8 protein-coding genes are annotated in these 12,840 nt (G+C 59.6%); 3 read left to right on the top strand and 5 right to left on the bottom strand.

Translation table 11 applies throughout. The annotated features are described in order from the left end of the window. Positions 1-23 precede the first annotated feature (23 nt). From VL547_RS22785 to VL547_RS22800, 4 genes are all read right to left on the bottom strand, one after another. Positions 24-3,452, bottom strand: coding sequence for a TonB-dependent receptor (locus VL547_RS22785; RefSeq protein WP_325582333.1), 3,429 nt, complete (start codon positions 3,450-3,452; stop codon positions 24-26). Positions 3,453-3,677: 225 nt separating this feature from the next. Further along, on the bottom strand, positions 3,678-4,787 hold the full coding sequence (locus VL547_RS22790; RefSeq protein WP_325582335.1) for a FecR family protein: 1,110 nt from the start codon (positions 4,785-4,787) through the stop codon (positions 3,678-3,680). A 116-nt stretch (positions 4,788-4,903) separates the two neighbouring features. After that, positions 4,904-5,464 carry a sigma-70 family RNA polymerase sigma factor gene (locus tag VL547_RS22795; RefSeq protein WP_325582337.1) on the bottom strand — a complete coding sequence of 187 codons (561 nt, stop codon included), beginning with the start codon at positions 5,462-5,464 and terminating at the stop codon, positions 4,904-4,906. A gap of 28 nt (positions 5,465-5,492) precedes the next feature. After that, the gene (locus VL547_RS22800; RefSeq protein ID WP_325582339.1) at positions 5,493-5,915 is read right to left on the bottom strand and encodes an SRPBCC domain-containing protein; all 423 of its coding nucleotides are present in this window, start codon (positions 5,913-5,915) and stop codon (positions 5,493-5,495) included. Between the two features lie 66 nt (positions 5,916-5,981). On the opposite strand from VL547_RS22800, the gene VL547_RS22805 reads away from it, so the two are divergent. Beyond that, entirely contained in the window at positions 5,982-8,678 is a 2,697-nt protein-coding gene (locus VL547_RS22805) for an ABC transporter permease (RefSeq protein WP_325582341.1), read from the top strand. A 39-nt stretch (positions 8,679-8,717) separates the two neighbouring features. On the opposite strand, the gene VL547_RS22810 is transcribed toward VL547_RS22805, so the two are convergent. Beyond that, positions 8,718-9,497 (bottom strand): RMD1 family protein, encoded by a 780-nt coding sequence (locus tag VL547_RS22810; RefSeq protein ID WP_325582343.1) that lies wholly within the window; start codon positions 9,495-9,497, stop codon positions 8,718-8,720. Between the two features lie 95 nt (positions 9,498-9,592). Here VL547_RS22810 and VL547_RS22815 point away from each other — a divergent pair, with 95 nt between their 5' ends. Continuing rightward, positions 9,593-10,453, top strand: coding sequence for a hypothetical protein (locus VL547_RS22815; protein ID WP_325582345.1), 861 nt, complete (start codon positions 9,593-9,595; stop codon positions 10,451-10,453). Positions 10,454-10,519: 66 nt separating this feature from the next. Continuing rightward, on the top strand, positions 10,520-12,742 hold the full coding sequence (locus VL547_RS22820; protein ID WP_325582347.1) for a B12-binding domain-containing radical SAM protein: 2,223 nt from the start codon (positions 10,520-10,522) through the stop codon (positions 12,740-12,742). The last annotated feature ends 98 nt before the right edge of the window (positions 12,743-12,840 follow it).

Raw genomic sequence — 12,840 nt, forward strand, 5'->3', positions numbered from 1 at the left:
TGTCTACATTTTACTGTGAATGCCTAAAGCGTTACCTGTAATCCGAAGGAGACCGATTTATTGATCGGGTAGGTGTTGAACCCGCCCTGGTAGTTGATGATCTCCGGATCGAAACCTTTGAAGAGCGACGTGATCGTGATCAGGTTCGCGCCTGTCACATACGCCCTGACCCGTTGTATGTTCCAACGGCCGAGCAGGGTGTGCGGCAGGGTATAGCCCAGGGTCAGCTGCTTGACCCGGGCGAACGCGGCGTTTTGCAGGAACCTGGTCTGCGTCTGTTCGTTCCCGTAACCGGCGAACCGGGGACGGCCGAAATAGGCATTCGGGTTGTCCGGGCTCCAGGAATTCGTGGCGTACCCGTAGGGGATGCCGTACTCGTCGTAGGGGAAGGGGTTGAATACGTTGCTCTGTACCGGGTTGTATTTGGCCTTTAGCACGCCCTGTACAAAACCGGCGAAGTCGAATCCCCTATACCCGAGGTTCAGGTTCAAACCGAATTTATACCGGGGGGTCGAGTTGCCGATGATGCGCTGGTCGCCGGGGTTGGACACCGTATTGTTCCCATAGCTGATCTTGCCGTCGTGGTTGAGGTCGGCATACTTGATGTCGCCCGCCAGCCAGGTATATCCTGCAATGGCGGAGTTATCCACCGCCTTGGCCTCGTCGTCGGTCTTGTAGAACCCTTCGCTGTTAAAGCCCCATATCTCGCCCAGGCGCTCCCCGGGGCGATACGTATTGGACGTGAACAGACCGGTGGGATTGCCATTGTAACGGGTGATGGTGCTGAAAGCATCCGACAGCCCCAGCGTGACCGCGTAGGACAGCTTCCTGTTCAGGGCATTGTCTTTCCAGGTGACGCTGAGTTCCCATCCGTTGGTGCGCAGGTCGGCGGCGTTCGTCGGCGGCGCCGTGGTACCCAAAACGGCCGGCAGCTGCGCGCTTTGCACGATCATATCCTTGGTGTACGCGATATAGTAGTCGAAGCTGCCGCTCAGCCTGTCATTGAGGAGCGAATAGTCCAGGCCGATATTTTTGGTCTCCACCTTTTCCCAGGTGAAGTTGGGGCTGATAAGACCGGGTGTTCCCACCGCTATACCCGGTTGCCCATTGAACAGGTACCCGACGGTACTGGTGGGTAAGGTCGCCAGATAGGGATACTGGTTGGCGGCCGACGTCCCCGAGGGCGCCAGCTGGTTGGGCAGCACGCCATACGACGCCCGTATCTTCAGCTCGTCGATCTTGCCGCGGAGACCGCTCATGAATTTCTCCTGGGAGATGTCCCACCCGGCGGAAGCGGAGGGAGAAAAGGTGTACCGGTCCGTGGGCTGGAAACGGGAGGTGCCGTCGTAGCGGCCATTGATCTCGAGCAGGTACCGTTTGTCATACACATAGTTGACCCGGAAAAAGGTACCCACCAGCGCATAGTCCGTTTCTTCGCCCTGGATGGTCGGTTTCGGGTCGTTGTTGAGACCGATACCGGGGATGTTGGGGTCGATGAGGTCGTGCGCCAGGGAGAGGTCGTACTTATAGTGCTGGTACTCCTGGTTGTAGCCACCCAGGACCTTCAGGTAATGGGCGCCCCAGGTGTTTTCATAGGTCGCATAGGCGTTGAGCGCCGTATAATAGTTGTTATTGCTGGTCTGTTGCACCTGCGACGGGTTGGTCCATGGGAAGATGTCCAGGAATGCGCCGTTGACCCCGTACTCGTTAAAGGGGACGAGGTTGGCCTTTTCGAATTCGCTGAACGAGTTCCAGGTAAAGTCGCCGGTGACCGTCAGGTGCCTGACCGGTCGCAGCGTGGCCCTGCCCGTCGTCCAGTAGTCGTTGCGCGTATCGATGTCCCGGCCGGACAGCGTCAGGATCGCCACGGGGTTGGAGTAGTTGCCCTGGCCGGAAAAGTGGCCGTCGGGATTGTACACCGGCATGAGGGGCCTCAGATCGCCGGGGATCCAGGAGCCGTTGGTGGGCCCCCCCTGGCTGATACGGGTGGCGGCGCCTCCGTTGTTGTACGTGTGCGTCATGGACATATTGAGGTCGACGTTCAGCCAGGAGGTGATGTCGGAATTGACCTTCAGGTTGGGCGTATACCGGTCGTAGACCTGGTGGGCCACCTTTTCCAGGCCATCCTGGTTGAAGTAGCCAAAGCTCGCCACATAAGAAGTCTTCCCGTTGCTGTTGGAGGCCGACAGGAAGTGTTCCTGTTGAGGCGCCCAACCGGGGTACAGCACTTTTACCCAGTTCGTGTTGCCCACATAGCGGTAACGGTTGGGGTTCCCGGGGTCGACATAGGCGTCGGGGTTGTGCGCGGGATCCTGCCGGTAGTTGGCCGCCAGGGTGGAATCGGTGGACGTCAGCGGGTCGCTGCTGGTGTATCCGCCCGTGGCGAGCCCGGTCCGCTGGGCGCTGTTGAAAAGGTCGACATAGCCCTTGGAGTCGACGTACTTGGGCAGGTTGGTCGGGCGTGACGTCGTATACGAACCGGAATAGGTGATTTGCGCCGCCGCGCCGCGTCGTCCGTTCTTGGTTGTGATCAGGATAACGCCATAGGCCGCGCGGCCGCCATAAATGGCGGCGGCGGAAGCGTCCTTTAGGACGGTGACGCTTTCGACGTTATTCGGGTCGATGAGGTTCGGGTCGCGTTGCACGCCGTCTACCAGGACCAGGGGGGCGGTGCTGCCCGAATTGCTACCAATCGAAATGGTCCGCAAACCGCGTATGTTGAACGTGGCCGCCGTGCCCGGCTGGCCGCTGCCCAGGTTGACGTTGAGGTTGGGGATCAACCCCACGAGCCCGTCCGCCAGGTTCACGATGGGCCGGTTCTCCAGCTTGTCGGCATTCACCGAGGCCACCGCCCCGGTCAGGTTCACCTTTTTCTGGGTGCCGTACCCCACGACCACGACCTCTTCCATCGATTTGGTTCCGGGCGCCAGGGCGACCCTTAGGGTTTTCTGGTCGCCCACCTTGATCTCCTGGGCGGCATAGCCCACGAACGTAAAGACCAGGACGTCGTTGGGGCTTGCGTCAATCGTAAACTCGCCATTGGCGTTCGTGGTGGTCCCCTTCGAGGTACCCTTGACCGTTACGCTCGCCCCGACGATGGGGTCGCCCTTTTCGTTTACGACCGTACCGGATACGGACCGGAAGGCATCGACGCCGGTGGCCGAAAGGACGACCAGGTCCTTGTTGTTTATCGTATAATGCAGCCCCGTCCCGGGCAGTATCTTGCCCAGCACCTCGTCTATGCCCGCGTTGATGACGCGGACCGTGAGCCGGTCCTTTTCAAAGACCGGGTTGTCGCTGTATAAAAAGCGGTAGTCTGAATTTTGCTCGATCAGCGAGAGGATGTCTTTCAGCGTCTCCTTTTTCGCCGTAAAGGACATCGTTTTCTGGGAGTGGGCCCATAAGGTCAAATGCATCGCGAAAACGGTAGTAGTGACTAAGGAAATCCGCATAAGCCATCTCATTTTAACGGACAGGCCGGGCGCCTCCCGCAAGCAACTAGTTAGGGGAAAAAGCATACCTTTAAGGTTGTTAGGTAAATAAATGGGGAACAGCTCTTAGCAGGGGTTCCCATTTCCTGGCAAGTAAGAGAACGGGGGGATGTTGCCGCATCTCCCTTTCTCGCTTCTATGGCATGTCATACATCGTGTAGATCCATCAGCACAAGTATTGGTGAATTAATAGTTTTCTCTTTTACGGATGATAACCGCGCTCCCGGTTACGTCGTAGTCGAAGGGGGTGATTTGCCGTAGCGCATCCAGGGCCTCGCGCAGGTTTTCCTTTTCGAGGGACCCGGTGATCAGCAGTTTCTCGGAGGCGGCGTCCCCGAAGTTGATCTTCACGCCATACCAGCGCTCCATTTTCCAGGCCACGCTCCGGAAGGGCTCCTTGTGGAAGACCAGCCGGTCCTGCGTCCACACGATCTCGTTGATACTGCTGTCCGCGGCGTTCGGCCGGATGCGGTCCAGCTTCACCAGCGAGGGCTCCGGTTTGTCCCTGGGCGCTACGGGGGTTCCCATGACGGGCGCCGCCGCCGCGCGGCTGAACACGATCTTTTCGTAAGGGCGCATCAGGATGGTGCGCCCGGGGTCGTTTGTCGAGCTGACCTCGATCGAGCCCCGGATCAGCGCCGCTTCCACGATGGAGTCGCCGGTATAGGCGCGGACGTTGAAGGCGGTGCCCAGGACCGTGATCCGGACCGGTCCCGCTTGTACGGATAAGGGCACCGATTCGTTTCTGGCCACGTCGAAATAGGCTTCCCCGACGAGGGCGATCTCCCGTTTGCTGTGGCCGAAGTCTTTATTGTAGGAAAGCTTGCTGTTCTTGTTGAGCACCACCTGCGTGCCATCGGGAAGGATTATCCGGGTCTTGGACAGGCTGGTGGCTACCAGGCTCGGCTTGTCCTCCTGCGCCGCGGTGGGCAGCATGGACCGGTACAGCCATCCACCGCCCGCAAGCAGCCCCGCGGTGATCGCCGCCCACAGGAACCCCTGCCGTTTGTACCACGGCCTGACGGGGTCGGCGAACTCACCGGTCACCGACGCCTGCTGCTGGGCCTCTTCCACGGCGCGCCTGTCGGCCAGGCGGCGGGCAATCCACTCCCGGCTTCGCGCCTCGTCCATGACGCTGGTCAGCTTCTTTACGTCCAGACCGGCCGGTTTGGTCAGTATCTCGTTGACGTCCGGTATGTCCTTTTGTTCTCCCAGCAGGCGTTCCAGTTCCTCCTCTTCATCCCTGGAGAGGTCGTTGTTGTATTTACGGGCTAATAATTCCCAGAGTCGGGACATAAATTTTTCTTGTATATCCTAAAGGATACACTTTCGGGGATGGTACCCCTAAACGTCCGGAAGTTTTTTTTGGGGGCTTTTGCGTCACGCGGGCGTCGCGTCACTCGGGTGTCGCGTCACGCCAGCTTGAACGGAATGGAAGCCGATAGCTTCTTGAAAGCGATCCCCATCTGCGCCTCGACGGTCTTTTCGGAGATGGACAGGAGCTCCGCGACCTCACGGTATTTCAGGTCGTTCTCCTTGACCAGGCGGAAAATCAACCGGCAACGGGGCGGGAGCGCGCGGATGGCTTCGTTGATAAAGCGGAGCATCTCCGAGCTGATGAGGAGCTCGTGGGGACCGCGCTCGAGGGCGCACTCCAGGTCGGTATAGTCGTCGAAGGACTCCAGGGGAAGCGCGGGGCGCTGGAGGTGACGGAGGGCCTTGTTCCGGGCGCAGACAAAAAGATAGGCGGTCGGACGGGTCACGCCGGGGAGCAGGTGGCGTTTTTCCCAGACGTCCAGGAAGACGTCGCTGGCCAGCTCTTCGGCGGTTTCCTTGACGCGGACCATGGACAGCGTGAACGCAAACAACCGGGAAAAGTAGATGGAATGCAGACGCCATAGCGCCGGCTCGCTGTCGTGTACAGCCAGTTCCCGGAATAAAGCAAGCGTATCCCTGTCGTTCGGCGAAGGCATACACCAAATTAACCAATATTCCACCAAACTACTCCACGAATTTCGGCAGCAGGACGCCGATGATCTCGGTCCAGCCCATCCGGAAGTTCTCGCGGGCAAAGTCGCCGGTCTCCTGGGGAAAGGTCTCCAGACCGGTATGTGTCAGCTTGACACGGGTAGCCGCGCCCTCGTCCGCCAGCTCGATGGTGACCAGGGAGTCCCCCGGGTAACCGTCGTACCGCCAGGTGTAGGCGAGCCTCCGTTCCGGTACCACTTCGGTTACCCGGCACAAGTGGCGGAATGTCTTTGTATCGCTACCGCCCGAAAATTCGAACGTAAATCCGACCACCGGCTGAAAGTCGGAGACGTCGAAGTACCACTGTTTCATTTGCGCCTTGTCCGTTAAGGCCTGCCAGACACGGGCTACGGGGGCGTTGATGACCTTTTCTACGATGACGGGGGCTTGTTCCATGACCCAAATTTATATGTAACAATCCGGTTACGCAAATATTTTTTAGAAGTCGTACTTTTCAGGGCCATGAAGGACAAGGACCATATCTGGAAGCTGGTAGCGCGCAAGCTGTCGGGCGAGGCCACGCCCGCGGAGCTGGCGGAGCTCGACAAGCTCCTGGAGGAGGACGAGTCCGGACAATATTCATTAGAGCTGCTGTCCGCTTTGTGGAATCCGGAAGAGGCGTGGGAAGGTACCCCCGCGGAAGAGGCGACCGACCGGCTGCAGTTGCGCCTGGATGAGCTGCCCCCAGGGCCCACGCGGGTCCCCGCACCGGTGACGCCGCCGCGCCGCAGGTGGCTCCCCGCCAAAAGCCTCCTGGCCACCCAATTCAAGACGACCTACCGGAACCTGCTCAGGAGCCGGACGTTTTCCCTGGTCAATATATTCGGCCTGGCGGTCGGGATGGCGAGCGCCCTGCTGTTGCTCATCGAGATCCACAATTACCTGACCTTCGACCGCATCTATGATAAGGAAGACCGCATCTACCAGGTCTACAACCGGGCCATGATCGACGGGCGCCTGCAAGCATGGTCCGGGACGCCCAAACCGCTGAGGAAAGCCCTGAGGGCATTCCCCGAGGTCGAGCATGCCGCCCGCACCCAATGGATAGGTTCCATCGTGTTCAACGTGCCCGATTCCGTCCGGGAAATCGTCCCCGACAAGAACCATATTTTTGAAACCAATGGCTCGCAGTTCCGGGCCAAAGGGTATGTGACCGACCCGGACTTTTTCTCCATCTTCAACCTGCCCTTCCAGGAAGGCGACCCCGTCACCGCCCTGGCCAGGCCTCATTCCATCGTATTGGGCGCCGACATAGCCAGGAAGCTGTTCGGTGACGCCGATCCGCTGGGGAAGACGATCGCCGTCGACAGTAACGTACTATTCACGGTGACCGGCCTGCTCAAGCCGCTACCCCCAAACACACGCTTCCACGACTTCACGTATTACATCCCGTGGTCGTATGCCCGGGAAGTCGGCTGGGATGATTCGACATGGATCAACAACTCGGTCGCCACATACGTGTTGCTGCGCAAGGGTGTCAGTCAGCAGACCGCCGACCGTCTTTTCGCGGGTATCACCAATGCGCACGATCCCACGGTCAAGAACCAGCTTTTCCTGCACCCCGCCCGTCTTTGGATGCTATATTCCAATTTCGAGAACGGCGTGTCCGTCGGGGGTGCGATTTATTTCGTCAGGATACTCTGCGTCATTGCTGCTTTTATATTGTTGATCGCCTGTATCAATTATATGAACCTCAGCACGGCACGAAGTATCCGCCGGGCACGGGAGGTGGGTATCCGGAAGGTGATGGGGGCGGGCAAAGGATCGCTGATTTGGCAGTTCCTGGGAGAGTCCACGCTGCTCGCGTTCCTGTCCGGGATCGTGGCCCTGGGTATGGCGCAGCTCTTCTTGCCGGTGTTCAACGGGCTGCTGTTCGAATATCTATATATCCCCTATGCCGACCCGCGGTTCTGGCTGTACGCGCTGGGTTTTGTGCTGTTCACCGGTCTTCTGGCGGGTAGTTACCCCGCGCTGTATCTCAGCGGCTATCACCCGATACAGGTGCTCAAGGGGACCTTCAAGAATGCGCTCGGTATGATAACCCCGCGAAAATTCCTGGTCGTGTTCCAGTTCACCATCGCCATCATGCTGGTCATCTGCACCCTGGTGATCTACAGGGAGGTCTGGTACGCCCGGCATCGGGACAGCGGATATATACAGAAGAACTTGTATTTCGTGTACATCAATGGGGACATCCGGAAAAACTACGCGCCGATCGAAGCAGGCCTGGAAGCCTCGGGAGCGGTGTCCGACCTGACCCGGTCCAATTCCCCCATCACCGACATATGGTCGGACGTCGCCGACTATGAATGGCGCGGCAAACCGGAACGCACCCGCATGGACTTCACGCTCTACCAGACGGACCGCAACTTTATCAAAACCACCGGGATAAAACTATTGTCCGGCCGGGACATAGACGTCGTGCAAAACCCGGCCGACACCGACGCCGTGCTACTGAGCGAAGGCGCGGTGCGTACGATGGGCTTCAAACACCCGCTGGGCGAAGAGATCCGTCTGTTCAAGCGGAAGCTGCACGTGATTGGCGTGGTGGCGAATTTTGTAGCCAGCTCCCCTTATAGCCCGATCTGGCCGGCCGTCATCCAGGGCAGCAACGCGCCGGCGGCTTTTGGAGCGCTCACCTTCCGGTTGACCGGGAACACTTCCGAGTCCCTGAAAAAAGTGGAGGAGGTCTTCCGGAAATACAACCCCAACTATCCATTCGAGCTCAAAATCGTAAACGAGCAATACGATTTGAAGCTCGAGGGAGAGGAGCGGCTCGGTACGCTGGCGGCCTTGTTCAGCGGCCTGGCCATCTGCATCTCCTTCCTGGGGCTGTTCGCGCTGGCGGCCTATATGGCGGAAAGCCGCATCCGGGAGATCGGCATCCGCCGGGTGCTGGGCGCATCCATCACCAACATCGCCGCCCTCCTGTCGGCGGATTTCATAAAGCTGATCTTTATCGCCTTCGTGATCGCCTCCCCCGCCGCGTGGTGGGCCATGCACAGCTGGCTCTCCGACTACGCTTACCGGGTCAGCATGGGATGGTGGGTGTTTATCGGGACCGGTGCGGCGGCCATCCTCGTGGCGCTCGCGACCGTCGGCTACCAGGCCGTGAATGCGGCGCGGGTCAGTCCGGCGGAGAGCCTGAAGGCGGAGTGACGCGGCGCCCCAACGCAGCCCCGTTGCCAGGCGGGCGTCTTACTTAAATAACTTATCGATTACGAGGTTCAGCACCTCCAGGAAAACGAGCACGATGATGACCCATTCCAGGACGGTGCTGTTGCGGTATTGCAACAAGTCTTTGAAGAGGTCCAGGTTCTCCTTGATGATCTCCAGCCCTTCCCGTATGTCACGGAACCGCTCCTGCAGATCGAAGGTCGCCTTCATGCCCTGGTCGATCCGGTTGAGCTGTTCGTTCTCCCAGGTCTCGGGCGGCGAATCGAATACGTACAGGTTTTCGGAGATGCGGTTCTTGATGTTGAGCGTCTTGGCGATGTACTTCTTGAGGTTGGCGCCGCCGATGTCCAGCTTCCCCTTCCGTTCCAGGACCTGGGTGTGGGCGGTGGTCTCCTCTTGTAAGCGGTCCGTCAGCTCGGAATAATAGTCCAGGGCGACCGACTGGGAGACGTTGAGCATCACGATGCGGAGCGCCTGGACATCCGCTCCGGCGAGTTCTATTTTATTATACCCGATACGGGTTTCACCGGCGTCGACGTCCACTTCGAACTCCTCGCTGAGCCGGGGGACGATGAGGTTCCTGCAGAACGGGGACAGTTTTTCCAGGAACTCGTCGACCGCCGCGGCGCCGCAGTTCATAAAACAAACGACCCCGTACTTGAATACATAGACAAAGGACTGCTCACCCGTCTTATAGAACAGCTCGCCGGCGTCGAACTGGTAGATGTCTTCCTTGCGCACCGCCCGGAAAGACTTCACGTCGATCGAGTCCGCTACCTGGTATGACTGAACCTTGAGCATATCCGAAAGATACATTTTTTCCAGACGAACGCAACCAACGGATGCCGCCGCGCGTATCTACAGGTACAACATCCCACATCTAAACCTGTTATTTCATGAACTATCTATTAAAGACTTCTTTGATAGCGGCCGTTGCGTGCCCTATCGTCTTGTCTTCGTGCTCCAAGAGCAGCGGCTACAATTCACCTCCCGCACCGCCCGCCAATACGATCAGGATAACGAACAGTACTACCTTCGGAAACGTCCTTACGGATAGCGCGGGCAATACGCTCTATTTCTTTTCACCCGACGCCACCGGCCAGACCACCTGCACCGGCGGCTGTCTCGCCGCGTGGCCGTCATTCTATACCCCCAAGGTGACCGCGGACGCCGGTCTCCAGTCCTCCGACTTCGGAGTCATTACACGCCCCGGGGGCGCGCTCCAGACCACGTACAAGGGTTGGCCGCTCTATTATTTCGCACAGGACACCAAAGCCGGTCAGATCAACGGGGACGGTCTGGACAACGTCTGGTTTGTCGCCAAACCGGATTACACCGTCATGCTGTCCATGGGGCGGCTCAAGGGCGCGGACAGTCTTTTTTACGACACGCTGGGCCACAGCATCGCCACCGCTACGCCTTTTGAATACATGACCGACGACAAGGGTGTGACCCTATACACCTTCAGCCACGACTCCGCCAGCGTCAACAAATTCACCAAGTCCGATTTCAGCAACGACGGCGTTTGGCCGATATTCCAGGTGAGCTCGGTCGGGAAGGTTCCCTCCATCCTGAAGACCTCCGACTTCGGCGTGATCAACGTCTTTGGTAAGACACAGCTGACCTACAAGGGGTGGCCGCTATACCATTATGGCGCCGATGGCGGCGTACGCGGCAATACCGCCGGCGTGAGCGTACCGACGCCGGGAGCCGGGATATGGCCCGTCGCGCGGCAATTCGCGAGTCCGGCGCCGTAGGCGCCACCCCTGGTTCAGGCGGCCATAACCGGCGGGCTTCGTACCTTTGCTGTTAAACCGGTTGATTTGGACGCGCCCGTTTTCCTGTTCACCCCGCCCTTTACACAGCTGAATACGCCCTACCCGGCGACGGCTTACCTGAAGGGCTTCCTGAATACAAAGCAGATACCCGCCGTACAGGCGGATCTGGGCATCGAGGTCACGCTGGCGATCTTCTGCAAGGAAGGGCTGCGTGACCTCTTTGCGTTTGTCGCGGGCGCCGCGGGCGCTGGCGCATCCACCGCGGACGGGCTTTCGGCGAACGCCCGGCGCATCCTTTCCCTCCGCGACGACTACCTCCAGACCATCGACGACGTCGTCCGCTTCCTGCAGGGCAAAATCCCCACCATGGCCCACCTGATCGCGCAGCGGAACTTCCTGCCGGAGGCGGGGCGGTTCGCCCAGCTCGACGACCTGGCATGGGCGTTTGGGAGCATGGGGGTGCAGGACAAAGCCAAACACCTGGCGACCCTTTACCTGGAAGACCTCGCGGACCTGGTCACCGAATGTGTCGACCCGTTCTTTGGGTTCAGCCGGTATGCGGAAAGACTGGCCCGCTCGGCGGGAAGCTTCGACCCCCTCCATACGGCCCTGCAGGGGCCTCCGACGTACATCGACCGGGTGCTCTTCCGGTTGCTGGACGCGTACATGGAAACGGTACGCCCCGCGCTGGTCGCCATGTCGGTGCCATTCCCGGGGAACCTCTACGCGGCCCTCCGGGCGGGCGCCTGGATCAAGACGCATTACCCCGGCGTCCGCATCGCCATGGGCGGCGGATTCCCCAATACGGAACTGCGGTCGCTGGCCGAGCCGCGGGTATTCGACTTTGTCGACTTCGTCTGTCTCGACGACGGCGAAGCGCCGCTGGAGCTCCTCTACCGGCACGTACGGGGCGAATTGCCGGTCACGGCCCTCAAACGGACCTGGATACGGAAGGATGGCGCCGTCGCCTTTTGCAACGACAACCCCATCCCCGACTACAAACAAGCGCAGACGGGTACGCCCAACTACGAGGGCCTCCCGCTGGACCGGTATATTTCCGCGATCGAGATAGCCAACCCCATGCACAGCCTTTGGAACGACGGCCGCTGGAACAAGCTCACGATGGCGCACGGCTGTTATTGGGGCAAGTGTACCTTTTGCGATATTTCGCTCGACTATATCCGGCTCTACGAGCCGCTGACGGCAAAGCTGCTGTGCGACCGCATGGAGGAATTGATACGGACCACCGGTCAGAACGGCTTTCACTTCGTGGACGAAGCCGCGCCACCGTCGTTGATGAAGGCCCTGGCCCTGGAGATCATCCGTCGCCGGCTGACCGTGTCGTGGTGGACGAACATTCGCTTCGAGCGCAGCTTTACCGACGACCTCTGCCGTCTCCTCCGCGCCTCGGGGTGTATCGCGGTCTCCGGCGGTCTCGAAGTGGCCTCCGACCGCCTGCTAGAGCTTATCCGCAAAGGCACGACCGTGGCCCAGGTCGCGCGCGTCTGCCGCCACTTCACCCAAAACGGGATCATGGTGCACGCCTACCTGATGTACGGCTTCCCCACGCAAACCGCCCAGGAGACCATCGATTCGCTGGAGGTAGTCCGCCAGCTGTTTGCCGCGGGGGTGTTGCGCTCGGGCTTCTGGCATTTGTTCACGATGACCGCCCACAGCCCCGTAGGTCTCGATCCCTTGTCGTTCGGCGTGGAAGCCGCCGAGGATACGCTTGTCGCGCCCTTCGCCAACAACGACATCCCCCACCGCGACCCCAGGGGCGCCGACCACGAAGCCTTTGGTTTCGGGCTCGCCAAATCATTGCTCAACTATATGCACGGCGCCTGTTTTGATTACCCGTTGCAAAAGTGGTTCGACTTCAAGGTGCCTTCCACAAAGATTTCGCCCGATTATATCGCGCGTCTTTTGTCCGAAGAAGAATATGCACCCACCGCCGCCACGGCCAAGGTCGTCTGGCTCGGTAATACACCCACCTTGCGTCCCTACACCAAATCCAAAAAAGGCAACTCCTGGGAGATGGCCGAGCTCACCTTCGAAGACCGCCGCGAAACCTTCCACCTCCACGTAAACCAGCCGCAGGGCGCGTGGCTCGCCTCCGCGTTGGAACGCATTTCCGTCCACCAGCCGCGCATATCGACGCTCCAGGACGTCAAAGCCAGCTACGAGTCCGCGGGGCTTTCTGATTTCGATCTCTTTTGGGATAACAAGCCCGTGACTGGGCTGCGCCGGCTGGGGTTGCTGCGCATCTAATCCTCGCATGCCGCCCGCGGTGCCTCCCACGCGCTGCCCTTTCGCGCGTAGGCCGAAGGGGAGGGGTGAGGTGCCTCTTTTACCCCGTTTTGCGAAAC

The organism is Dinghuibacter sp., from assembly GCF_035492835.1.
Lineage (GTDB): Bacteria > Bacteroidota > Bacteroidia > Chitinophagales > Chitinophagaceae > Dinghuibacter.

Coding starts and splice junctions, on each gene's coding strand:
- VL547_RS22785 (WP_325582333.1), bottom strand. CDS start 3,452: ATGCGGATTTCCTTAGTCACTACTACCGTTTTCGCGATGCATTTGACC.
- VL547_RS22790 (WP_325582335.1), bottom strand. CDS start 4,787: ATGTCCCGACTCTGGGAATTATTAGCCCGTAAATACAACAACGACCTC.
- VL547_RS22795 (WP_325582337.1), bottom strand. CDS start 5,464: ATGCCTTCGCCGAACGACAGGGATACGCTTGCTTTATTCCGGGAACTG.
- VL547_RS22800 (WP_325582339.1), bottom strand. CDS start 5,915: ATGGAACAAGCCCCCGTCATCGTAGAAAAGGTCATCAACGCCCCCGTA.
- VL547_RS22805 (WP_325582341.1), top strand. CDS start 5,982: ATGAAGGACAAGGACCATATCTGGAAGCTGGTAGCGCGCAAGCTGTCG.
- VL547_RS22810 (WP_325582343.1), bottom strand. CDS start 9,497: ATGCTCAAGGTTCAGTCATACCAGGTAGCGGACTCGATCGACGTGAAG.
- VL547_RS22815 (WP_325582345.1), top strand. CDS start 9,593: ATGAACTATCTATTAAAGACTTCTTTGATAGCGGCCGTTGCGTGCCCT.